Here is a 22044-nt window from a genome sequence, read left to right on the forward strand (position 1 = left end):
CAGCGGCTATCCAACATGGAGGGGCATCGGAACGGGCCACCACACCTGCGTTCCAACGACCATACGCGTCGTTTCGGCGCTTGTTCGATTTGCTAAGTCGGCTACGGGTGGGGCGTTAGAAGCCTTTGAATCGGGTCGCCCACTCGCGCGACTTTCTAAGTTTCAGCTAAGTTGGCAAGCTTGGATTGAAGCTGGGTCGTCATCGCGTCTTAAAAATCGGCAAATGACGAACATCGCCTGACCACACTGGGTTTTCGCCCTCAGCTTGCTCAGTTGCTATGCCACGCAAAGCTGGAGAATTCCAACTTACTGATCGATTGTCGGACAGGCTACCATCAAAACCTCGCCATAATTTGGGTCACTTTCGCTCAGGGGTTGTTCATGGCCTCTTTGATAAGATGCACAGGGCATCTGCGATGATCGGAGCAAGATCCATGCGCTTCCTGGCTTGCATTGCATTCGTACTCGTCGCGTTCACATCACTGCCCCCGGCCAACGCGCAGCAAGCTGAAAAGCGCGTTGCTCTTGTCATCGGCAACGCCGCCTATCAGCCGGAAGCATTACCAACCACGGCAAACGATGCCGGCCTCATCGCCCAAACGCTACAGGCCGCCGGCTTCGACGTGGTCGGCGCGCGCGATCTCGATCAGGATACCCTGCGCCGCACATTCCGCGAGTTTCTCGACAAGGTCAGCGCGTCCGGCCCCGACACCGTCGCCTTCATCTATCTCGGCGGGTATGGCGTGCAGCTCGAGGGTGAGAATTACTTCGTGCCGGTCGATGCAAAGCTCGCGCGCGATACCGACGTGCCGTTGGAAGCCCTGCGGCTATCGGACTACATCCGGCCGCTGGCGGCGCTGAACATCAAAGCGGGCATCGTCGTCCTCGATGCCGCGCGCGCGAACCCGTTCGCCCAATCGGGCCAGCCGTTGGCCAGCGGTCTCGCTCTGGTGGAGCCGGAGCCGCACATGTTGATCGCCTTCAACGCGACGCCCGGCACCGTGGCTCCGAAGGAGCAGGGACCGTATGGCGCCTATGCTCAGGCCCTTGCGGAAATGATCCGCACCGGCGGCCTGCCGCTTGCCGAGGTGTTCGATCGGACCCGTCTGCGCGTCAATGAAACAACCAAGGGCGGCGAAGTCCCCTGGGACACGTCGAAGGTCGAAGCGCCGGTGATGTTCTTCGATCGCGCACCCGACGCACCGCCGCCTGCGGCATCCACCGCGCAGACCGCAACGATGCGCACCAAGCCGATCCGCGATCTCGACGCGCAGGATGCTTATGTCGCCGCTCTCGATCGCGACACGTTACGAGGCTATCTCGACTTCCTCGCCGCCTATCCCGACGACCCGATGGCGAGACGGGTTCGCGCCATCGTCGCCGCGCGCCGGGAAGCAATCACCTGGCGGCACACGCGGAATGTAGATACGCCGCAGGCCTATTGGTCGTATCTGCGCCGCTATCCGCGCGGCCCGCATGTCGCCGACGCCCATCGCCGCCTCGCGTATCTCGCCGCGGCATTCGAGCCTCCGCCGACCTTTGCGGCAATCAGCTATGATGTGCCGCCGCCGCCCGAGGACGAGGTGGTGTATTTCCGCCAGCCGGTTCTTGTTTTTGACGACCCGGATTACGATTTCGCGCCGCCACCGCCGCCACCGGTGTTCTTCCTGCCGCCGCCGCCGCCGGACTTCGTCGTGTTGGTGCCACCGCCCCCCGTATTCGCGGCGTTTGTCCTGCCGGTCCCCGATTACGTGCCGATGCCGGCATACTACAGCCCGCCGCCGTACATCGCGCCGCCGCCGCAAAACATCATCTACAACAACATTCATAATACCGTCGTGATCAACAACACCACCAACATGGTTACGATCACCAGGCCGGGCGGCCAGGCACAGACGGTCACGCCGGTGCAGGCGCTTGCTCCGCAACCGGCCGCGAACCCGACGGCAACCTCTCCTGCCGCGCCGCCACCGGGATTGCATCCGACGCCGAATACGCCGAGCGTCGCGGCCACTCCCTCGCATGGAGCCGCTGTCGGGATTGCGGCAGTCGGTGCGGCCGTCGCTGGCGCCGCTTTACTGGCGCCGTCGTTGCCGAAAACAGTGGCGAAAAAGGCGGCGATGACCATGCCGCAGCACAGTCCGCCAACACCCGCGCAGCAGACCAAGCCCCTGATGCCAGGACCACAACCTACGATCAAGCAGCCCGGCCAACTGCCCACCCCGTCGGGCCAACAGGTGCCTGCTTCACTGGATCGCAAAGCGGCTACATCTCCATTGCCGGGCACTCCCGGCGGACAACCGCTGCCGTCAACAAATGGTAAACCGCAAACCCCGCTTGCACCGAACGGCGGCAAAGCAACGGTGCAGCCACTATCAGGCGCCGCGGGCGCACACTCACTGCCTCCGGCGAACGGCAAGCCGCCGACCTCGACTCAGCCTCAACATCCGCGGGCGCAGCATGAAACACTGCCGCCATCGGCTGGGCCGTCCGTGCAGTCGGGCAGCAAAATTGCCGTCCCGCCATTGCCGAGTCAGCGCGGTCAAAGCGGTCGGCCGGCTTCGACGGTCCAACATCTGCAGCAAGAACGACGTCCGGTAACAACCATGTCGCCACGCATTGTGCGCCCGGCTCCGCCTCCAACGGCGCACGTCGTCTCACCGCCGAATGCGCGGGTGGCACCGCGACCCGCGCAGATGGCACGCCCCGCTCCGCCGCCCGCCGTCCGCCCTGTCCCACCGCGAGCGGTGGTTGCACGGCCGGCGCCTCCACCGATGGCGCGGCCGGCTCCTCCACGACCGCCTCAAATGTCGCGCCCTGTTCCGCCGGCTGTTGTGCGCCCGGCTCCGCATCCGGTTGCGGTTGCACGACCAGTCGTTCGTCCTGCGCCACCACCCGCGGACCGTCCGGCACCGCAAGCCGCCAAGCGTTGCGTCCAACCAAACGGACAGCCCTGTAAACGGTAAGGTGATCTTCGATCTGATACGACAGAGTTAGCCGAAACCCGGTCGAGGCGACCAAACAGGTGGGTGCGAAAAGCGGGCTGCGCGGGGCTCGTCGACCATACTGGTGCGCTGCCGCACCGTGTCAACGACTACTCCGCGTCGACCAGTTACGGCTTCCAGGAGGTGACGGTTAAGGACTTTGTCGATGAGGTTGTCATCCTGGGCGGCTGCGAGAAGATCGCCCAGCATCAGCGCTCCGATGGTTCGGGCACCAGGCCGTAGCACAAATGACAGACTTCCAAATATCGCAGCATCTCCCATCGTTTGGCACACTCATGACTCCTTAGACTAGAGATCGTCTGGTCCATTTATGCCGGTGCGAGCGAGATCGCGAAGCAATTTTCTGACAAATATGATGTTCATCCGCTGAAGGTGATGATTGTTGCCGAACTTGAATTGATTCGTTTCGGAGACAAACAGCCCATCATCCCGTTCCGCCAGTATTTCCCTTTTCTTCAGCTGGTTCGCGCGACGCCGTATGGTCTCGATCGGAAGGTTTAGAAACCGGGACAGCGTCGCTCGTGAGACGCCCTGCTTCACCGCGTCGGGTTCAGTCGCATGGATGCTCGCGAACCGCTTATCCAAAGCATCATCTTTCATCACGTTTAACACGTTAACATTCAGGACCGCATGAACGATCAGCAGGTCCAGTGGGTCGAAATCATAATGGCGGAATAGCTCGCTGATGGAGCACAGGACATACGCCAAGGTATGTCGTGAAACCGCCCTCACGAGATCGTCGGGCAGCGACTTTTCTTCTAAGACCATCAACGCTTGCTCCTGCCGTTCGTAGATATAAACCACCATGCCCAAAATGGGTAGTTCGAGTGTTGTCACGACGACAAAGCTGATTAATCAATCGGTCTCGCTTCAGTGCTTCATGATGATCCACGATAAACGGCAAAAGCCCCGCGTTCGATTTTCAAACGGTATGAAGGTGCAGATCGTCGCATCTGACGGCGCTTGGCAACATTCGTGCGAGATCATCGACATTTCGGAAACGGGAGCCAAGCTCTGGTTCTCCAACCTGCTCGAGATGGCTGAAATCGAGGAGTTTCTCCTTTTGCTCTCAAGCAATGGCGCCGCCGGTGTGCGCGCCTATCGGCGATGTAAAGTCAGATGGAGGATGAGCAACGAAATGGGCGTAGAATTCCTGCCAAAGGAATTGCCACCGATCAGTCGGCATTCATCCGGTTCGTTGAGGTAGACCGGAGCTTTGTTGCGTTCTGCAGAGTGTTTGGCGGTACTTTAATGCTGTCTGATCGGAGCGCTAGGTGAAGCGACGATGAGATTCGGCCGTGTCGCCCAAATTAGAGGAAGTTCGTCCAATGCCCGCGCACGACTCCACAAAGTGATCTGGTCTGGCCATCCTTGCCGGAAAGATCCGGGGCACGTCCGGCCAAAAGCTCACCCAACAGGTCTTTCTCGATCGCCGCCGTATGATGTGCCTCGTGCTTCATCACTGTGGCATCAAACACAAGGTTTCTGACTGTCCCCGAGAACCAGTCAAGTCGTCGTTTCCCCAAGAGGCCGATCGCGTACAAATGCACAGAGCAAGTTCATCGAGCGTTGCGCAAGCTCGACTATCGTCCCTCGAATCAAGAAGGTGGCTTAAGCAACGTCGGGAAATACTCTCAGTTCAAGCCCTGAGCTACGTTGCAGGCGCTCTCATTCTGTTGCTCTATGTGCATGCAGGGGCGATCCCGATCACTCTTCCAGCGGCATTTGTTCTTTCCGGCACTGGGCTAACGGCCATCTTTGCCGTCCTGTCGGAAATGAAGATCGGCGACAGATCCAACGATCATTTCCTTACGTTCTATCAGGCCGCGACCAATAGCGCGATGCAACTTGCATTTCTGGTCGTAGCCCCAGAAATCGGCATTGTTTTCCTTAGCGTCATTTTCGTGATTTTCGCATCGGCGGGCTTGCGTATGACTGCGCGAGAGGCCGCGACGCTGTGGGTTCTTACAGGTGGCTGCGTAGCAACAATACTCTTCGTCTTGAAAACGACAATTGCCGTTCCTCTGACAACTCCAGCCGAATGGCTAGCCGGAACCAGTCTGTTCGTGACAACAATCGGTCAGTGTGCGTACTTCGGTGTCATTGGCAATTCCGTAAATCGAAAGCTTCATCAACGTACCGTCGAACTCAAGGCCGCCTATCAACAAATCGAAGAGCTTGCCCAGCTGGATGAACTAACAGGAGTACGAAACAGGCGGAACATACTAAAATGCTTAAGCGAGGAGATTGCGCGCGTTCAACGCACCAAAGCTTCTTGCTCTCTCGCCATTATCGATCTGGATTTTTTTAAGAAGATCAACGATCAGTTCGGCCATCCAGCAGGTGATGAGGCGCTGCGCACTTTCGCGATTGCGATCTTTGCAAATATCAGGGCTATCGACAGACTGGGGCGCTATGGAGGAGAAGAGTTTCTCTTGGTTCTGCCAGACACTGCTCAGGACGAAGCAGTTCGGATGCTGGACCGGCTGCGATCGATTATCTCTGAGGTGGATTGGTCGGCAATCTCAGAAGACTTGAGATTGACCATGTCGGCTGGAATTTGCTCTATCCGACCAACGGATTCGACCGATGAGATTCTGTCTCGAGCGGACGCCGCACTTTATCAAGCAAAAGACGCTGGCCGAAATTGCGTTGTTGCGACTTAGCGCAAGCTTACATCGATGCTCAGGCTTGTTTCGCTATCGCCTTGAAGCGCATACATTCGGACATATTATCGCGATCCCCAAGCTTACATCAAAAAACTCAGCAACAAATGGACGGTGCGAAAGCTCCCTGTGACTCCCTGAAACACTATCTCGAAAACCTCCATCTCAGTAACATCATACACCAGTGGACCCGCCGATGTACCGCCCGCCGTATCCGTTCTCTACATAACCGACACAACCGACTTTCACCGGGCACGCCTACCCTGCATCTCTATCCGTGCAGGTGCGTGGGCCGCCCGTATAGTCGTGGATCGCACGGTGATCAGAGGGTGTCGCAACTCTAGATGTCCTCATGCTCAGCATTCTGAGCACATAGCGTGCAAGACCGTGCTGGCTTTTGTGCATAATATAGGGGCCTGATGAAGAAAGTAGATTTCGATTTGAAACGGACCTTGTCTACGGTCGCTGTAATCATCGGCGCCGCTGTTCCGGTAGAAATCTTCCGTCGCGGTATCTCGTAGTCGATTGAGTTCTTACTAATCGCACGCCATGATTGTCCGCCGGTTTCAACCGTCGGGAAGTCCCCGACCCATTTAGCGGGACCGTTCTTCGGCCTCCTAATCGTGAATGGGGCTTCGCTTTCCCAACCCCATTCTGGCGATACTTTTCCTTGATAGAGTTCGACCGGCTGATGCCGGCATGCAGCCTCAGGGCATGAGCATTAGCAAACGGCGAAAGTCAGCTGGCAGAGATGTTTTGGCCTTTTCAATTGCGTGGAGTATCTTGAAAGTCACGATATCCACAAACATTGCGGAGCCTTATGGAACTCCACGCCTGCGACGTCGTTTTTAACCGATCGCTGCTTAAGCTGCTGGAGCTCGTTTGAACCGTCGAAAATTTCTTTCAACCTCGGCCGCCTTGCCGGTCTTGGCACTTATTCCGCATGCGAGAGTTTCGGCTGCGTCATCGGCATCGGAACCCTTTGGCTCGTCCCGCGTACGTCAACTAGCGCGCGACGCGGCCGGCAAGGAGTTCGTGTCTCCGGATAGCTAACTTCCGGACGCGTTCAAGGATCTCGATTACGATCACTACCGTGCGATCCGCTTTCTGCCGGAACATGCCTTGTGGCATGGCGAAAAGCTGCCGTTCGAAGTCCAGTTCTTTCACCGCGGGTTTTTCTACAAGAACCGCGTTGACGTCTACGAGGTAGTCGACGGACAGGCGACGAAGATTCAATATCGGCCCGATTATTTTTCTTTCGGCGAGACCAAGCCACCGTCGCCTGACGCCGATCTCGGCTTTGCCGGCTTTCGAATCCATGCTCCCATCAACCGCCCTGACTATTATGACGAGGTCTGCGTGTTTCTTGGCGCAAGCTATTTTCGCGCGGTGGCGAAGGGCGAAATTTACGGGCTGTCGGCTCGTGGTCTTTCGATCAATACCGGCGAAGCAAAGGGCGAGGAATTTCCGCTGTTCAAGGCGTTCTGGATCGAAAAGCCCGTACCGAATGCAACCTCGATCGTTGTGCATGCCTTGCTCGATAGCAAGAGCGCCGCTGCATCCTACCGCTTCACCATCCGTCCGGGAGCGACGACCGTGTTCGACGTCGAGATGTCGCTCTATCCCCGCGTCGATCTTGATCACGCCGGACTTGCCCCGATGACCAGCATGTTCTTCTTCGGGCCGAACGATCGCAACGACGTCGACGATTTTCGTCCCGCGGTCCATGATTCGGATGGCCTTGCGATTTATAATGGGCAGGGCGAGCAGCTTTGGCGTCCGCTCAGCAATCCACGCGATCTCCAGATCAGCACCTTTGCCGACCTCAATCCACACGGATTTGGACTGATGCAGCGGGAGAAGAATTTCTTCGCGTATGAGGATCTGGAATCACAATTTGAGCGTCGGCCGAGTCTGTGGGTCGAGCCGATCGGAGACTGGGGAGAAGGATCCGTTCAGTTGATTGAGATTCCCACCAAAGAGGAGATCCACGACAATATCGCAGGGTTCTGGCATCCAAAATCGGCGCTGCAGTCAAAGGGAGAGCATAATTTCACCTATCGTCTGCACTGGGGGCCGGATGCGCCGAAGTCCCACGCATTGGCCAGGTTTTCCCGAACCGGCATCGGAATTCGCGGTGACAACAAGCTTTTCGTATTGGACCTGATCGGAGACATTCTGAAATCGGTCGACCCCAAGAAAGTCAAAGGCGCGGTCAGCGCCGAAAAGGCGGAGATCAAGAATATCGTCACCCAACCGAATCCCGATACTGGCGGCTGGCGATTGAGCTTCGAAATGCCGATCAAGGACAAGACGCCGGTCGAACTGCGGGCTTCACTGATGCAGGACGACAAGGCCCTCTCCGAGGTCTGGGTCTACCGATGGGCACCATAGACGCACCACGCTCGCCCATCGCTAACCGCGCCAAGGATGGATACGGCTTCCTGCCTGCCGCGAATCCATTGACCATGGTTCCATCGCAGCTTTGGAGTGCTGCGCCCCCGGGCCGCGCTCGGGACAAACCGACATCAACGATGCCGTTGCGGCGTATCTACATCTTCGTCGGGACCGCAGCCATGACGCTCGCCGGCGGCTACGAGATGTATGAAGTGCTTCAGGTTGGCGGAGTTACCATCTTGGAAGGTCTGGTCCTCGGGCTGTTTGTCCTGCTGTTCGCCTGGATCGCTTTTTCGTTCGTGTCCGCGCTCGCTGGCTTCGCCGTGTTGCTCCTCCGGAAACGCGAGGTTCTGCGAATCGACACCTTATGCCCCCTACCGACTGTCATCGGCCGAACAGCGATGCTCTTGCCGACATACAACGAGGATGCGCATCGCATCATGGCGCGTCTGCAGGCCATCTACGAATCCGTCGAAGAAACCGGAGTTAGCCATAGGTTCGACTGGTTCGTGTTGAGCGACACCACCGATCCCTCAATCTGGATCGCCGAGGAAGCGAGCTTCCTGCAACTGCGCCGGAACTGCGATACCGGCCGGTTATACTACCGCCATCGGGCCGACAACACCGCGCGGAAATCCGGCAACATTGCCGAGTGGATCGGGCGGTTCGGCGCAAGCTACGACCATATGATCATCCTCGATGCGGATAGTTTGATGTCCGGCGACACCATCGTGCGGCTGGCCGCGGCGATGGACTTTCATCCGGACGTCGCCCTCATCCAAACGCTACCCATTGTTGTCAACGCTCGCAGCCTTTTTTCGCGGCTCCAGCAATTCGCCGGCCGGCTTTACGGCCCCCTGATCGCGGCAGGAATCGCATGGTGGCACGGCTCGGACGGTAACTACTGGGGCCATAATGCCATCATCCGGGTACGTGCGTTTGCCCAGGATGCCGGGCTTCCGGAATTGCGCGGCCGCAAGCCGTTCGGCGGTCATATTTTGAGCCACGATTTTGTCGAGGCGGCGCTGATGCGGCGCGCTGGCTGGGCCATCCATATGGCGCCGACGCTTGGCGGCAGCTTTGAGGAATGCCCGCCGTCGCTGCTCGATTTCGCCGCGCGCGATCGCCGGTGGTGTCAGGGAAATCTCCAGCATCTGGCGGTATTGCCGGCACGTGGGCTGTATTGGATATCCCGACTGCACCTACTGACCGGAATCGGGTCATACCTTACTGCTCCGCTCTGGCTATTGTTCCTGTTGCTCGGGATCCTGATTTCACTGCAAGCGCAATTTGTCCGACCGGAATATTTCTCGAAAGGTTTTTCGCTGTTCCCTAAATGGCCGGCGCAGGATCCTGTTCTCGCGGCATGGGTGTTCGGGGGCACGATGGGCCTTCTGATCGTCCCGAAGATTCTGGCTTACGTTCTTCTTCTCACTCAACGCGACAATCGCCGAGCATTCGGGGGCGTGAGAGCCTTGGCTGGCATCGTGATTGAGACCTTGCTGTCCGCCCTGATCGCGCCCGTAATGATGATCTTTCAATCGACTGCGGTCGGTGAAATTCTTCTTGGAAGTGACTCGGGATGGCAGGTTCAGCGTCGCGACGACGGCGGAGTGACGCCACGTGAACTCTATCGCAAATATGCCGCCCCCACGCTGTGCGGTGTCGCGATGGCCCTCAGCGCTTACGCGGTCTCCGTGCCGCTGTTCTTATGGACATCTCCGGTAATCCTTGGCCTTCTGCTCGCCATCCCGCTGGGATTTGCTACTTCGGCTGGTTCGCGACCGGGCGGGCTGTTTGCGACGCCCGAGGAAACAGCGCCACCGCACGTGCTGCTTCGGGCAAATGAACTGGCGGCTGTTCCGGGGCCTCTTCCAACGGATGCGCTATCGACGCTCCGTGGCGATCCCGCGATGCTGAAACACCATCTGGATTCGATCGCTCCCCGCGTGGAGCGCATGCGCGGCCAGATTGACCCTCATCTCGCTATCGCCCGGGCCAAGATTGATGACGCAGAGACATTTGAGGAGGCCGTCGGCTACCTGACGATGCGAGAGACCGCCGCCGTCCTTAACGACCGACCCATGCTCGAGCGTATGATGACAATGGCACTGTCACTTCAAATCTCAGGTGACACAGCTAATACTATGACATGATAAAGTGCTTACTGCGCCGGTGACGGAAAGAATCGATCTCGCGGTCGTGCAGTCAACCAACAGTCCCACCCGCCCTTTTTCTCCCTGAATTATTGGAAAGTAATCCGATTCCGTGAGCTTTGGTTCGATCAAAATGATCTGCTGATTCATCACTCTCAGCACCGTCCGTATTCGCGCGGCCTTACCAATTAGCTATGAATCGCAGCACTGTTGGCCAAGCCGCACGACGCAATTCACGGTCACCCACGCGGCCAAGCAGAACAGGCCGGCCGAAGCCGGGACGCACTCATCGCAGCGCGGCCATCGACGACGAGGTAACGCGAGTTATCGACGTACTTGCCGATCCAGCAAGGTGCGTTCGTCTTAGGACGAGCGCGGCTCATAGACGGTGGCGTACATCGTCGGCCAGCCTGACGCTGGAATGGGTAGATGGTGGCGAGACGGGGAGCACCGGTTAACTCGCGCTCAGCTCCAATGGAAAATCAAGTTGAACGATTGTGCCGTTTGGCATGTTGGAGGCTACCGCAATACGACCGTCGAGCTGAGCGACCAAACTCTTGATGACCTTGAAGCCCAGGCTCGCCCGTGGCTGGTCGATATCGAAATCTTGCGGAAGACCAATTCCTTGATCCGATACCTCCACGTGCAGGTCGACTCCGCGCGGCTCGCCCGATACCTTAATCTCGCCGGATCCACCGGGGTATGCGTGCTTGGCAGAATTCGTTACGAGTTCGTTGATCAGAAGGCCGAGCGGAATCGCCCTGTCAGCAGAAATCATCAGATGGCCGAAAGCGAAGCTTACCTTATGTGCAACGGTTTCCTGCAGGTTCCTGCACAGTTCGCCCGCGAAGTCGGCGATGTCGACAAACCCGATTCTTGTGCTACGCCATAAATGATCGTGCACTTGGGCAATCGTGGTAATGCGAGAGGCAGCATCCTGAAGCGCATTCTGGACGTCCGCCGACTGCGCGTTGCGGCCTTGCACGCGGAGCAGCCCAACGACCGACGCCAGGCTGTTCTTGACGCGGTGGCTCATCTCGCGCGTCAACATGGCTTGGTGCTCGAGAGCCTTCTGAAGGTCCGCGTCGGCATGTTGGCGCTCGATGGCGATGCCAAGCAACCCAGCGAAGCCGGCAAGGAATTCCGCGTCCGCAACATCGAATTGCCCGGAGTCCGGACTATCGACTTCAAGGACTCCAAACGGCAGGAGACCTTCGCCACCTCGCGCGATCAGAACGTTGATCGCGCGCTTTATGCCATGATCCGACAGAAGTTTTGGCGTGCGAAAGCGGGTTTCTTGATGAAGATGATTGGAAATGACCGTTCGTCCAGTTTGGAACGCGTAGCCGGCAGGGGATTCCAGGTCGATCCCAAAAGACACTTGGCCAATCGTCCCTGGCGCCCAGCCGACGCCGGCGCACACCAACAGCCGTTTGTCGTCGGCGGTATACTCCAAGACTTTGGCGAACGGGGTTTCGAGGCCTTGGGCACAAAGCTCGGTGGCCCTCTGCAAGATTTGTCCGATGTCGCGGGTCTGCAGCGCGGAACGGCCGAACTCGCCCAGCAAGGACTGTTGCCGCAGGCGGTAAGGAAGCTCTTGCCTGGTGACATCGGTCGCTGCGGTAGGGACCGATACCGACTCCTTCCCTGGCGTGGCGGACATAACATTGTTTCCGTCAAATTGAGGTTGCAACCTGGGCACCCGACGACGTAGCACGGCGCGATTGAGAAAGCAGAGATTTTAGCCCAGAACCGTGCGTGTGCGGTAAGTTGCAACGATTGCGCCAATTTGTTGAGCTGGAAGGCACGCGTGATGCAAATTTCGCATTGATCTAAGCAGAGGACACTTGGCCACTGACCTCGATCGTGAGGTGGGACAAATCACGGAACTTGCTGAGATTGCGGCGATAATATTCGGCTCCACGGTGTTTCTCGGTCGTAACGGCGACGATTGCTCCGAGGTGCCCGGGCCCCAGCCGCCAGAGATGCAAATCGGTCACCCGATCTCCATCGCTCTCGATCGTCTGCCTGACCTTATCCGCCATGCGCGGGTCCGGGTTGCGGTCCAGCAGGATGCCACCTGTGTCCCGCAACAGGCCGAACGACCAGTTCGCAATAACGACCGCGCCGATCAAACCGGCGAGCGGATCCATCCAAAGCCATCCGAAGGTTCGCGCGAGAAGAAGTCCGACGATCACCAGCACCGAAACTGCGGCATCGGCCGCGACATGGACGATCGCAGCCCGCATATTGTTATCTCGATGATGGGCACTCCCAGACGCTTCGTGAGCGTGCTCTTCAAAGCTCTCTTCGAATTCCTTGAACTGATTGTCATGCTTCACACGAAGCTTGACCATGAACTCATGAGGTTCGGGAATCTCCTCGAGCGACTCCAGATATCCTTGGCGATTAGCGAATGTGAATGTCTGCCTGCCGCCAGCAGGTCTTATGGTTTCAACGGTGACGTGCGAAACATGCAACTGCAAACCATCCAGAAGCTGCAATCGGAAACGCGGCGGCACACCGTTTTCAAAAATCTCTAGTTCGACCACGCCGGCTTCGAGATCGATCCGACGAACATCCTCACCATCATCGTGTGGATGTTCGTTGCCATGCGAATGACCGTGTCCGTGGTCATGTCCGTGATGACCGCCGGACAGCAGCCACGCACTTGCCAGGTTGACGCCAAGACCGAGCACGGCGATCGGAATGGCCTCGTTGAAACTAATAGCGACCGGGGACAGAAAACGCGATACCGCCTCATAACCGATCAGCAATGCGATCATCGCCAATATGATCGCGCTGCTGTATCCGGCGAGATCTCCGAATTTTCCGGTACCGAAGGTGAAACTTCTGTCGCCGGCATGTCGCCGTGCATACGTGTAAGCCAACGCCGCCAACAGAAGCGCGCCGGCGTGCGTCGACATATGCAAACCGTCCGCGATCAGGGCCAACGATCCGAACAGTGCGCCGCCGACGATCTCCGCGATCATCATCGCGCCACACAGGACGATGACCGCCCAGGTCCGGCGCGCGGCCTTGTCATGATCTTCGCCAAGGAAAACGTGATCGTGTGCTGCAAAACGATCAATCGTTCGGTCGTCGGTCATGGCGTGTCCTTACTTCAGGTAGGTATGAACGACTTCGATCAATTGATCTGCCGCATCAGCATTGAGCGCGCCGGGGTTCTTCTGGGGATCGACGAGATGGGTGCGGATGTGATCTTCCACAACCTCAGCCATCAGACCCGCGACACTCCCGCGGACGCCGGCAATCATGTGCATGATGCGCTCGCACTCGGCTTCTTCGCTCAAGGCACGCTCGATGGCCTCGACCTGCCCGCGGATACGGCGGACGCGCGCAAGCAGCCTCTTTTTCTCTCGGATGGTATGGCTCATGCGACAATATAGCCTACCCCCCTATCCTTTTCAAGTCGCGGCTTTGGATTGGCTTATCCCCCTGGGGAGGATAAGCTCTGCGGATGGCAAAAGTTCATGTTCACGAAACTCATCCCAATATCGTCAAGCGACTCCGTCGCGCTGAAGGGCACCTTCGCCGGGTCATCGGCATGTTCGACGAAGGCCGGTCGTGCCTAGATCTGGCTCAGCAGCTTCATGCGGTCGAGAAGGCCGTCGGCGAGGCGAAGCGAACGCTGATCCACGACCACGTGGACCACTGCCTCGATATCGCCGTGAGCGGCCCCGGCAAATCGACAAGAACCGTCGTCGATGAGTTCAAGGCCATTTCCAAATATCTGTGACGGTGCCGCGCTGGCAGCACGTCGGAAGAGTATCATGATGAGTCGCTCGACAATCGTTGCGCTTGCGTTCGCGGCAGGAGCCGCGATTGTCGCGCTCACGCCGGGGCTGTCGACGATCGCCCAACGGGCGGTCGGAACAGGCCCCCAGTCGAAGATAGCAATTTCGCCGAAGCCGTCGGCACCTGAGCCGATCTCCGGCCTTCTTTCTATGAGCGATGAGCAAATCAAGCTCGCGCAGATCGATCTGGTCGATGTCGGACCGGCAGCAATCGCCAGGCGTCTCGTTGTTCCGGGTTCGGTCGTTCCCGACGCGAACCTGATCGCGCATGTCTCGGTCAAGCTATCCGGGACGGTCGCAGAGCTGCGCAAGAATATCGGTGAAGATGTCGCAAAGGATGAAGTGATCGCCGTCCTCGAAAGCCGCGAGGTCGCTGATGCCAAGAGCGAATACTTGGCAGCCAAACTCACAAACGATCTGCAACAGGATTTGTCCACGCGCGACAAGACGCTTTGGGACAGCCGTGTAGGCACCGAACAGCAATACCTGCGCTCACGCAACGCTGCGGCCCAAACCGAAATGCGCGTCAAGATCGCACGGCAGAAATTGCTCGCGCTGGGTCTCGGCGAAAGGGAGATCACCGCTGTGCCTGGAGCTCCAGAGGCTTCGCTCCGACGCCAGGATGTACGCTCGCCAATCTCCGGGCGGGTGGCCGAACGCAAGGTGGAGTTGGGCACAGCCGTTGGACGGGACAGTCTGGAGACCGAACTATTCGTCGTCGTCGACCTGAGCCGCGTCTGGGTCGAATTATCTGTCGCCTCCTCCGACCTCCCGTTGATCAAGGAAGGCCAATCGGTCAAAATTTTCGCGCGAGGTCTTGCCGAGACAAGTAGCGGCAAAATCGTCTTCGTGAGCCCGCTGATCGACAAGGATACGCGTACCGCGCGCGTTGTGGCTGAAATCCCCAATCCCGACCGGACTTGGCGTCCGGGATCGTTCGTCACGGCAGGGATCGTCCTCAACGAGCGCACCGTACCTGTCACTGTACCAGCGACCGCGATCCAGAAACTGGACGGCCAATCGATTGTGTTCGTCCGGACGAAAGACGGCTTCGAGAAGCGCAACGTCGTGCTTGGCGAGAGCGAGGATCAGACCCTCGAGATCGTGTCCGGCCTGAATCCCGGCGAGTCCATCGCAGCGACCAACACTTTTCCGCTCAAGGCCGAGCTTTCGAAGCCACGGGACGAGGACTGAGCGATGATCGAACGCGTCATCGATTTTTCGGTCCGGCGCCGATGGCTCGTCCTGCTGATCACGCTGGCGGCGGTCGCCTCGGGTTTCTGGTCGCTGACCAGGCTTCCGATCGATGCGGTTCCGGATGTCACCAACGTCCAGGTCCAGGTCAACGCGGTAGCTCCGGCATTGACGCCGGTCGAAATCGAGAAGCAGGTCACCGTGGCACTGGAGACGGTGCTGGCCGGCACGCCCGGTTTGGAATCGACGCGGTCGTTCTCGCGAAACGGCTTCGCCCAGATCACGGCCGTATTCACCGACCGCACCAACATTTACTTCGCGCGCCAGCAGGTCTCGGAGCGCATCAATGAGGCCAAGGCCAATCTTCCGCCCGGTGTGGACATCAAGCTCGGGCCGATTTCGACGGGACTTGGCGAGATCTACTGGTGGGCGGTTGAATACGCCAAGCCGGGCGCAATTGCGCCGGTGCGCGACGGGCAGCCCGGATGGCAATCCGACGGGACGTACCTGACGTCCGAAGGTGAGCGCCTGATCGACGATTTTCAGCGGACGGTATACCTGCGCACCGTGCAGGACTGGATCATCCGCCCGCAGATGAAGACGGTCCCCGGGGTAGCTGGCGCCGACGCCATCGGCGGTTTCGTCAAGCAGTTTCAGGTGCAGCCCGACCCGTCAAAGCTGATCAGCTTTGGGCTTTCGCTCAACCAAGTCATTGAAGCGATTGAGGCCAACAACGTCAGCCGCGGCGCCAACTACATCGAACAAAATGGCGAAGGTTACGTGGTCCGCGCGAGCGGCCGGGTCGAAAACATCGAAGACATCTCGCAAATCGTCGTGGCCACGCGAGCCGGAGTTCCGATCCGCGTCAAGGACGTTGCCAACGTCGTGATTGGTAAGGAGTTGCGCACCGGCAGCGCCAGCGTCAACGGCCGCGAGGTCGTCCTCGGAACGGCGCTGATGCTGATCGGAGGCAACAGCCGCACGGTCGCGGCCGCGGCGGATGCAAAGATCAAGGAGATCAGCCGCACGCTTCCGCCAGGCATCTATGCCCACACGGTACTCAACCGGACGCAATTGGTCGATGCCACGATCGAGACCGTCGCCACCAACCTGGCGGAAGGCGCCTTGCTCGTCATCGTCGTGCTGTTCCTCCTGTTGGGCAACCTGCGGGCCGCGGTGGTGACTGCGTGCGTCATCCCGGTCACCATGATGCTGACCGCAACGGGCATGCTGCAGGGCAAGATCAGCGCCAATCTGATGAGCCTGGGCGCCCTGGATTTCGGACTGATCGTCGACGGCGCGGTGATCATCGCCGAAAACAGTCTGCGCCACCTCGCCGAACGTCAGCGCGAGGTCGGGCGAGCGCTGACGTTGGACGAACGGCTCCAGACCGTCAAGAAATCCGCCATCGAGATGATCCGACCGACAGTCTACGGCCAGCTCATCATTATTCTGGTCTACGTGCCGCTGCTGACATTCACGGGCGTCGAGGGCAAGACGTTCGAGCCGATGGCGCTGACGGTCATCATCGCGCTCGTTGCGGCCTTCGTCGTTTCGCTGACGTTCGTCCCGGCCATGGTCGCCCTCACCGTCACCAAGCCGGTCAACGAGCAAGAAAACGTCATCATCCGCAAGCTGAAGGCGGGCTATGCGCCGCTGTTAACACGGGTGATCGCGTTGCCGCTGCCGGCTATCGGCATAGCCGCGGTGCTGTTCATCGCGGCGAGTTTGCTATTCACCCGGCTGGGCCAGGAATTCACGCCAACGCTGGATGAGAAGAACATCGTGATGGAGATCAAGCGGATCCCGAGTACGTCGATAACCCAATCGCAGGCGATGCAACTCCAGATCGAGAGTGTCGTGAGCAAGTTTCCCCAGGTGGCGTTCGTGTTCTCCCGCACCGGAACGCCGGACCTTGCCGCCGACCCGATGCCGCCGAACGCGTCCGACACCTATATTATCGTCAAACCACAGGCCGAGTGGCCCGACCCGTCGATGACAAAGGATGGCCTCATCAAGCAGATCGAAGCGGAAGCCTCGAAACTGCTGGGCAACAAGCTTGGCTTCTCTCAACCGATTGAAATGCGATTCAATGAGCTGATCGCCGGTGTACGCGAGGATCTGGCGGTCAAGGTGTTCGGCGATGATTTCGAAAAAATGCAGCAGACCGCGGGCAGCATCGCCAGTGTGCTTCGGCGCATCGACGGCGCCCAGAATGTGAAGGTGGAAGAGACCGCTGGTCTTCCGTTCCTGGAGATCAAGATCGACAAGGCTGAAATCGCCCGCCGCGGCCTCAGCCTGCTCGCGGTGCAGGATGTGATCGAAGCCGCGGTCGGCGGCCGGGTCGCCGGACTGGTATTCGAGGGCGATCGGCGTTTCCAGATCATCGTCAGGCTGAACGACAAACTGCGCAACGATATCGCGGCACTGGAAAATCTGCCGGTCCAACTGCCGCGACTGACGGCAAATGCCGCGGTGGCATCCGTGCCCCTTCGCGCTCTGGCAACATTCGAGCAAACCGAGGGTGCAAACCAGATCAGTCGTGAGAACGGTAAGCGGCGTGTCGTCGCGACCGCTGAAGTCCGTGGCCGGGATATCGGATCGTTGGTTGCCGAGGCGCAGACGGCCATTGGAGCAAAGGTCAAACTGGCGCCAGGGACTTGGCTCTCCTGGGGCGGGCAGTTCGAGAATTTCTCGATCGCTCGACAGCGTCTGATGTTCGTGGTCCCCGGATGTTTCCTCCTGATCTTCCTGCTGCTATTCGGCGCGCTCGGCTCCGCACGCGATGCATTACTGGTCTTCAGCGCGGTGCCCCTCGCGCTAACTGGCGGCATCGCCGCGCTTTGGCTGCGAGGAATGCCGTTCTCGATCTCGGCCGCCGTCGGCTTTATCGCACTTTCCGGAGTTGCCGTCCTGAACGGATTGGTGATGCTGAGCCAGATTCGAAGATTGATTTCGGAAGGTGTGGGTACGAGCGCCGCTATCAGCCAAGGCGCTCTGACGCGGTTTCGTCCGGTCATCATGACCGCGCTGGTCGCCTCGCTGGGCTTCGTGCCGATGGCGCTTGCGACCGGAACGGGAGCAGAAGTGCAGAAGCCGCTGGCGACCGTGGTGATCGGTGGCCTGTTGAGCGCGACACTGCTCACGCTGCTCGTTCTGCCGGCGCTTTATTCCTACTTCGCGTCCTTCGAAAGCCAGACAAAGCCCGACCGCGCGTTCATCCCGAGCCGGGCAGCAGAGTAGAGGCTCTGTTGGATTGCAAAGACGTACATTGCGTCTCCCGTTCATACGAATAGCGAGCGCGTTTCCGGAATCACCACGGCAGCATTCGCTGCATCACACGATCACGATGGATTAAGAGGTGTGCCATTGCCGCCGCAACGTGAACGCCGATCACTACGAGCAACGACCATTCCATAATTTGATGCCAGCCGTCGATCGCACGAACGCCTGAGGCACTTTCGGAGGCCAGCATCGGCAGACGGATCAAGAAGAAATACGACAGGCTCCATCCACGATACGAGGCAAACAGCCAGCCGGTTACGGTCGTTGCCAATACAAGCGCATAAAGCAGCCAGTGGACAGCTTCCGATGTCAGGCGTTGCCAGGGAGGAAGCGAGCCTTCCGGCGCCACCGGATGCGTGACTCGCCACCCGAAACGAACAACGATCAATGCGAGGATGGTGAACCCGAAAGAAACGTGAAACACCATGGCGCTGCCCGGCTGCGCGCCACGGTGAATGTCCGGCATGAACCAACCGATGGGATACTGCACCACCAGCAGCGCAACAATGAGCCAATGAAAGACTTTGGCCGTTTTTCCGTAGTACAATCGCTGGCCCATGATTATGCCGCTCCGATCAGGATGCCGACCGCCAGCACGATCGCGCCGCCAAGCACGATCTGGAATACCGCCTGCAGGAACGGCGTGTCCATGTACCGCGTGCGAATGTAGGCAATCGCCCACAATTCAAGGAAGACGACGACGCCGGCGATCGTTGTTGCGATCCAGAACGCATTAAGCCAGGAATCGGGAACCAGATAGGGCAGCGTGTGGCCGAGGCCGCCCAACGTCGTCATCAGTCCGCAGATAGCTCCGCGCAGCCACGGCGAACCACGTCCCGTCATCGATCCATCGTCTGACAGGGCCTCCGCGAACCCCATGCTGATGCCAGCGCCGATCGAGGCCGCGAGACCGACCAGGAATGTCTGCCAGTTATTGTGCGTCGCGAATGCCGCGGCGAAGAGCGGCGCAAGCGTCGACACCGAGCCGTCCATCAATCCGGCAAGACCCGGTTGAACGTATTGCAGCACGAACATTCGCTTGCGGGTTTTGTCCTCCTCCTCGCGGGCGTCAGGGCTGAGGTTGCCAGTCAGTCTCGCAGCGAAGCTTTCGTGACCTTTCTCAATCTCGGCAAGATCGCCAAGCAGCTTGCGGACTCCAATGTCGCGGGTCTGTTCGGCGGCTTTTGTATAAAAACGCTCAGCCTCGAACTCCATTGTTTCGGCTTCTTTGCGGATAGTATCGAGGGAGAGATTTTTGGTCAGCCAGATCGGACGGCGGCGCAGAAACCCGCGGACGTTGTTGCGCCGGATCGGCGGCAGATTGGGACCGAACCGTTGTTCGTACATTTCGAGCAGCAGGTGGCGATGGTTCTTTTCTTCCTCGGCCATCCGCTCGAAAATGCTGGCGGAGTCGGGATATCTGTTCATCAGATCTTCCGCGAAGCTCATGTAGATCCGGCTGTCCTCCTCCTCGCCCGAGATCGCGACGGCAAGCACTTCCCTTTCGGTCAGGTCCGCGAAATTCTTCATCGGAAGTTCCAGCGCACAATTTAGAATGATTCTAAGTTGAATAAGGATGCCGCAGCGACAGGTCAAGTCCAGAGTCGCGTTGCCATTCCGAGAACGATCAACGCGGTGTGTCGCGAGCGAGGGCAAAAATGCAGAAGGTCAAATATCGTCTGATCAACCCGCGGCTGGCGCCGCGACGGACCGAGTTGGAGCTACCTGGAGGGCGGGAGAGCTTCAGCCGCGCGCGAATGGTTCGCGCGAACAGGTCTGGCATTGTGTGCTCTTTTCGGAAGGCGCTCAGCACGGGATCGAGTTGCTTTTATCCTTACGACAACGAGCTTTGCGTGACTCGACGGTAATTTTGAACCAGCGGAATAGAGACTACTGCATCGCGCCGTTCCGATCCAGATGCTGCAGCGTTGGCGCCGATGTTTGCGGTGCCGGGGGCCGGTAGCTCAGCGATGAGTGCGGTCAGATCAGATCGTGTTGAAGCGCTTGCGCCATTGCACGATAACGACAAGGGCTTCCTTCAGGCAAGCTCGCGCGGGGCAGCTTTCTGACCTGGGACTGCCAGTTTGAGAGCTTCTCAGTCACGCGTCAGCGCCTGATGATTGCCGTGTCGGGCTGTTCCTGCTGATCTACCCTCTGCTATTCGGCGCATTGGGCTCTCTGCGGGATGCTCTTCTCAATTTCGGCCGCGGTCGACTTCATAGCGCTGTAAGGCATCACCGTTCTCAATCGCCTGGTGATGCTGACGCAGGTCCGCAAACTGATCAATGAGGGCCTTGATGCTGAAACGGCGATTGAAGAAGGCGCGCTGACACGCATCCGCCTCGCGTCATGACAGCGCGGGTCGCCTCGCTTGGTTTCGTTTCTATGGCACTCGCGACCGGAACCGGTGCGGAGGTAGAGAAGCCGCTGGCGACCGTCGTGATCGGCGGACTCATCACCGCTACGTTGATAACATTGGTCGTCCTTCCCGCACCGTACTCATGTTTTCTCGACTGGCGATGATCATCGAAGCTGATATCAAACCCAATCGTCGATACAAATGGACCGATGCAGCGCGCTCGTTGCTCGTGTCGTCCGACGATCGCTGGATTGCAGCTTCCCGCGAACTAAATATTTTTCCTTCCCCTGCGCAAGCTGGCGTGAATTCAGGATCTCGAAAGACTAGCATTTCGGCTGAATGAACTTTCCGATCTCATTGGGATTTGCAAAGATTACGGCCGCTCGATCGCCCATCATTCCCGCGGGCATGATTGCGGGGACATCTTTCTCCGGCCCATCCTTACTTGAATCGGTCATAAAACGGAGATTGCGTTCCCAGAACGTGCGCGTCTTCCCATCGACGGTGGTGACCCGATAGGTATCACGGCAATAGGTGAGCGCCTTCACCTGTCTGGCAGGCTCGATCTTTTTCAGGTTCGGGTCGCGACCGCCACTCACCATTCCGCCCATGCCCTTCATCGGCATCTGTGTGGATCGTTTCGGCGCGGCCCCCGGTTTGGTAGCCTCCTTGAGGAATGCCAAAAGATCGGCGCGAACCCCGGCTTCTTTGATACCCTCAAACGGCATGAGATTGTCCGGAACCATGTGCTGCGGATCGATCAACCATTCATCGAGAGTCTTGTCGTTCCAGACAATTCCGGACGACTTCAGCGCATCCGAATAGCGCTCGAAGCTCGCCAAGCTACCCGCCTTGCGACCCCAAAGATCGGCCAGGCTCGGTCCCGTCATGTTGCGACCCGGTTCGAGGGAATGGCACGCCGCGCATGCCCTGAAGTCGCTCCGTCCCCGATCGACGTCACCGGGTTGTGCAATCGCTCCGGAAGCAACGGCGACGCCAGCGAACACCAACATCCATAGCCTCTTCATCGGTCTCCTCCCTTGTTGGACGAGCGCAGATATTTGACGAGCGCCACCGCCGCGAGCAGCAGGACGATCACCACCAGCAGTCCGATGAGTCCCATTCCCAACATCATGCCGGGCGCCATTTCGTGCATCATGGATC

Annotated in this window: 16 protein-coding genes and 4 pseudogenes; 11 read left to right on the top strand and 9 right to left on the bottom strand. The window is 58.8% G+C overall.

The annotated features are described in order from the left end of the window. Positions 1-434: 434 nt before the first annotated feature. Both I554_RS0120855 and I554_RS0120860 read left to right on the top strand, forming a co-directional pair. On the top strand, positions 435-2966 hold the full coding sequence (locus I554_RS0120855) for a caspase family protein (protein WP_024574386.1): 2532 nt from the start codon (positions 435-437) through the stop codon (positions 2964-2966). A 64-nt stretch (positions 2967-3030) separates the two neighbouring features. Beyond that, positions 3031-3215: pseudogene (locus I554_RS0120860) on the top strand (IS21 family transposase); the annotation flags it as partial. A gap of 78 nt (positions 3216-3293) precedes the next feature. Here the strand turns inward: I554_RS0120860 and I554_RS0120865 are convergent. Beyond that, complete coding sequence (locus I554_RS0120865; protein ID WP_244432810.1) at positions 3294-3812, bottom strand: hypothetical protein; 519 nt, start codon at positions 3810-3812, stop codon at positions 3294-3296. Between I554_RS0120865 and I554_RS0120870 the strand changes: the two genes are divergently transcribed. Further along, positions 3811-4212 (top strand): PilZ domain-containing protein, encoded by a 402-nt coding sequence (locus I554_RS0120870; RefSeq protein WP_051358695.1) that lies wholly within the window; start codon positions 3811-3813, stop codon positions 4210-4212. The two genes, I554_RS0120865 and I554_RS0120870, sit on opposite strands and share 2 nt — an antisense overlap. A gap of 103 nt (positions 4213-4315) precedes the next feature. Here the strand turns inward: I554_RS0120870 and I554_RS27500 are convergent, their stop codons facing one another. Next, positions 4316-4465: a hypothetical protein gene (locus I554_RS27500; RefSeq protein WP_204366239.1), complete on the bottom strand. Its 150-nt coding sequence runs from the start codon at positions 4463-4465 to the stop codon at positions 4316-4318. A 225-nt stretch (positions 4466-4690) separates the two neighbouring features. On the opposite strand from I554_RS27500, the gene I554_RS0120875 reads away from it, so the two are divergent. The 3 genes and pseudogenes from I554_RS0120875 to mdoH all read left to right on the top strand — a co-directional run bounded on the left by I554_RS0120875 (position 4691) and on the right by mdoH (position 10224). Further along, positions 4691-5671, top strand: coding sequence for a GGDEF domain-containing protein (locus I554_RS0120875; protein ID WP_244432815.1), 981 nt, complete (start codon positions 4691-4693; stop codon positions 5669-5671). Between the two features lie 882 nt (positions 5672-6553). Beyond that, positions 6554-8065, top strand: a pseudogene (locus I554_RS25770) (glucan biosynthesis protein G). Next, complete coding sequence (mdoH, locus tag I554_RS0120890) at positions 8053-10224, top strand: glucans biosynthesis glucosyltransferase MdoH (protein WP_024574392.1); 2172 nt, start codon at positions 8053-8055, stop codon at positions 10222-10224. The pseudogene I554_RS25770 and the gene mdoH overlap by 13 nt, the downstream one beginning before the upstream one ends. A gap of 454 nt (positions 10225-10678) precedes the next feature. Here the strand turns inward: mdoH and I554_RS0120895 are convergent, their stop codons facing one another. The 3 genes from I554_RS0120895 to I554_RS0120905 form a co-directional block, all read right to left on the bottom strand. Beyond that, the gene (locus I554_RS0120895) at positions 10679-11887 is read right to left on the bottom strand and encodes a histidine kinase dimerization/phosphoacceptor domain -containing protein (RefSeq protein WP_024574393.1); all 1209 of its coding nucleotides are present in this window, start codon (positions 11885-11887) and stop codon (positions 10679-10681) included. Positions 11888-12056: 169 nt separating this feature from the next. Continuing rightward, positions 12057-13334 (bottom strand): CDF family Co(II)/Ni(II) efflux transporter DmeF, encoded by a 1278-nt coding sequence (gene dmeF / locus I554_RS0120900; RefSeq protein WP_024574394.1) that lies wholly within the window; start codon positions 13332-13334, stop codon positions 12057-12059. A 9-nt stretch (positions 13335-13343) separates the two neighbouring features. Then, positions 13344-13622 (bottom strand): metal/formaldehyde-sensitive transcriptional repressor, encoded by a 279-nt coding sequence (locus tag I554_RS0120905; RefSeq protein ID WP_024574395.1) that lies wholly within the window; start codon positions 13620-13622, stop codon positions 13344-13346. 83 nt (positions 13623-13705) lie between these two features. Between I554_RS0120905 and I554_RS0120910 the strand changes: the two genes are divergently transcribed. From I554_RS0120910 to I554_RS0120920, 3 genes are read left to right on the top strand one after another with little or no spacing between them, the layout of a single operon-like run. Further along, positions 13706-13984: a metal-sensing transcriptional repressor gene (locus tag I554_RS0120910; protein WP_009337929.1), complete on the top strand. Its 279-nt coding sequence runs from the start codon at positions 13706-13708 to the stop codon at positions 13982-13984. Positions 13985-14021: 37 nt separating this feature from the next. Then, on the top strand, positions 14022-15236 hold the full coding sequence (locus I554_RS0120915; RefSeq protein ID WP_081710835.1) for an efflux RND transporter periplasmic adaptor subunit: 1215 nt from the start codon (positions 14022-14024) through the stop codon (positions 15234-15236). A 3-nt stretch (positions 15237-15239) separates the two neighbouring features. Continuing rightward, positions 15240-18479, top strand: coding sequence for a CusA/CzcA family heavy metal efflux RND transporter (locus I554_RS0120920; RefSeq protein ID WP_024574397.1), 3240 nt, complete (start codon positions 15240-15242; stop codon positions 18477-18479). A 70-nt stretch (positions 18480-18549) separates the two neighbouring features. Here the strand turns inward: I554_RS0120920 and I554_RS0120925 are convergent, their stop codons facing one another. Together I554_RS0120925 and mbfA are read right to left on the bottom strand one after the other, a co-directional pair. Continuing rightward, positions 18550-19080, bottom strand: a complete 531-nt coding sequence (locus I554_RS0120925) for a cytochrome b (RefSeq protein WP_024574398.1) — start codon at positions 19078-19080, stop codon at positions 18550-18552. Between the two features lie 2 nt (positions 19081-19082). Continuing rightward, on the bottom strand, positions 19083-20051 hold the full coding sequence (gene mbfA, locus I554_RS0120930; RefSeq protein WP_024574399.1) for an iron exporter MbfA: 969 nt from the start codon (positions 20049-20051) through the stop codon (positions 19083-19085). 128 nt (positions 20052-20179) lie between these two features. Between mbfA and I554_RS27660 the strand changes: the two are divergent. Both I554_RS27660 and I554_RS26995 read left to right on the top strand, forming a co-directional pair. Continuing rightward, a pseudogene (locus I554_RS27660) lies at positions 20180-20386 on the top strand (hypothetical protein); the annotation flags it as partial. A 191-nt stretch (positions 20387-20577) separates the two neighbouring features. Continuing rightward, positions 20578-21044: pseudogene (locus I554_RS26995) on the top strand (efflux RND transporter permease subunit); the annotation flags it as partial. Between the two features lie 159 nt (positions 21045-21203). On the opposite strand, the gene I554_RS0120945 reads toward I554_RS26995, so the two are convergent. Both I554_RS0120945 and I554_RS27750 read right to left on the bottom strand, forming a co-directional pair. After that, entirely contained in the window at positions 21204-21722 is a 519-nt protein-coding gene (locus I554_RS0120945; RefSeq protein WP_343205869.1) for a cytochrome c family protein, read from the bottom strand. Between the two features lie 182 nt (positions 21723-21904). Further along, positions 21905-22039, bottom strand: a complete 135-nt coding sequence (locus I554_RS27750; protein WP_275450911.1) for a hypothetical protein — start codon at positions 22037-22039, stop codon at positions 21905-21907. Positions 22040-22044: the final 5 nt, after the last annotated feature.

The sequence above is a fragment of the Afipia sp. OHSU_II-C1 genome (assembly GCF_000497575.1).
Taxonomy (GTDB): domain Bacteria; phylum Pseudomonadota; class Alphaproteobacteria; order Rhizobiales; family Xanthobacteraceae; genus Afipia.

Coding starts and splice junctions, on each gene's coding strand:
- I554_RS0120870 (WP_051358695.1), top strand. CDS start 3,811: ATGCCCAAAATGGGTAGTTCGAGTGTTGTCACGACGACAAAGCTGATT.
- I554_RS0120915 (WP_081710835.1), top strand. CDS start 14,022: ATGAGTCGCTCGACAATCGTTGCGCTTGCGTTCGCGGCAGGAGCCGCG.
- I554_RS0120925 (WP_024574398.1), bottom strand. CDS start 19,080: ATGGGCCAGCGATTGTACTACGGAAAAACGGCCAAAGTCTTTCATTGG.
- mbfA (WP_024574399.1), bottom strand. CDS start 20,051: ATGAAGAATTTCGCGGACCTGACCGAAAGGGAAGTGCTTGCCGTCGCG.
- dmeF (WP_024574394.1), bottom strand. CDS start 13,334: ATGACCGACGACCGAACGATTGATCGTTTTGCAGCACACGATCACGTT.
- I554_RS0120895 (WP_024574393.1), bottom strand. CDS start 11,887: ATGTCCGCCACGCCAGGGAAGGAGTCGGTATCGGTCCCTACCGCAGCG.
- I554_RS0120865 (WP_244432810.1), bottom strand. CDS start 3,812: ATGGTGGTTTATATCTACGAACGGCAGGAGCAAGCGTTGATGGTCTTA.
- mdoH (WP_024574392.1), top strand. CDS start 8,053: ATGGGCACCATAGACGCACCACGCTCGCCCATCGCTAACCGCGCCAAG.
- I554_RS0120905 (WP_024574395.1), bottom strand. CDS start 13,622: ATGAGCCATACCATCCGAGAGAAAAAGAGGCTGCTTGCGCGCGTCCGC.
- I554_RS0120855 (WP_024574386.1), top strand. CDS start 435: ATGCGCTTCCTGGCTTGCATTGCATTCGTACTCGTCGCGTTCACATCA.
- I554_RS27500 (WP_204366239.1), bottom strand. CDS start 4,465: ATGAAGCACGAGGCACATCATACGGCGGCGATCGAGAAAGACCTGTTG.
- I554_RS27750 (WP_275450911.1), bottom strand. CDS start 22,039: ATGATGCACGAAATGGCGCCCGGCATGATGTTGGGAATGGGACTCATC.
- I554_RS0120920 (WP_024574397.1), top strand. CDS start 15,240: ATGATCGAACGCGTCATCGATTTTTCGGTCCGGCGCCGATGGCTCGTC.
- I554_RS0120910 (WP_009337929.1), top strand. CDS start 13,706: ATGGCAAAAGTTCATGTTCACGAAACTCATCCCAATATCGTCAAGCGA.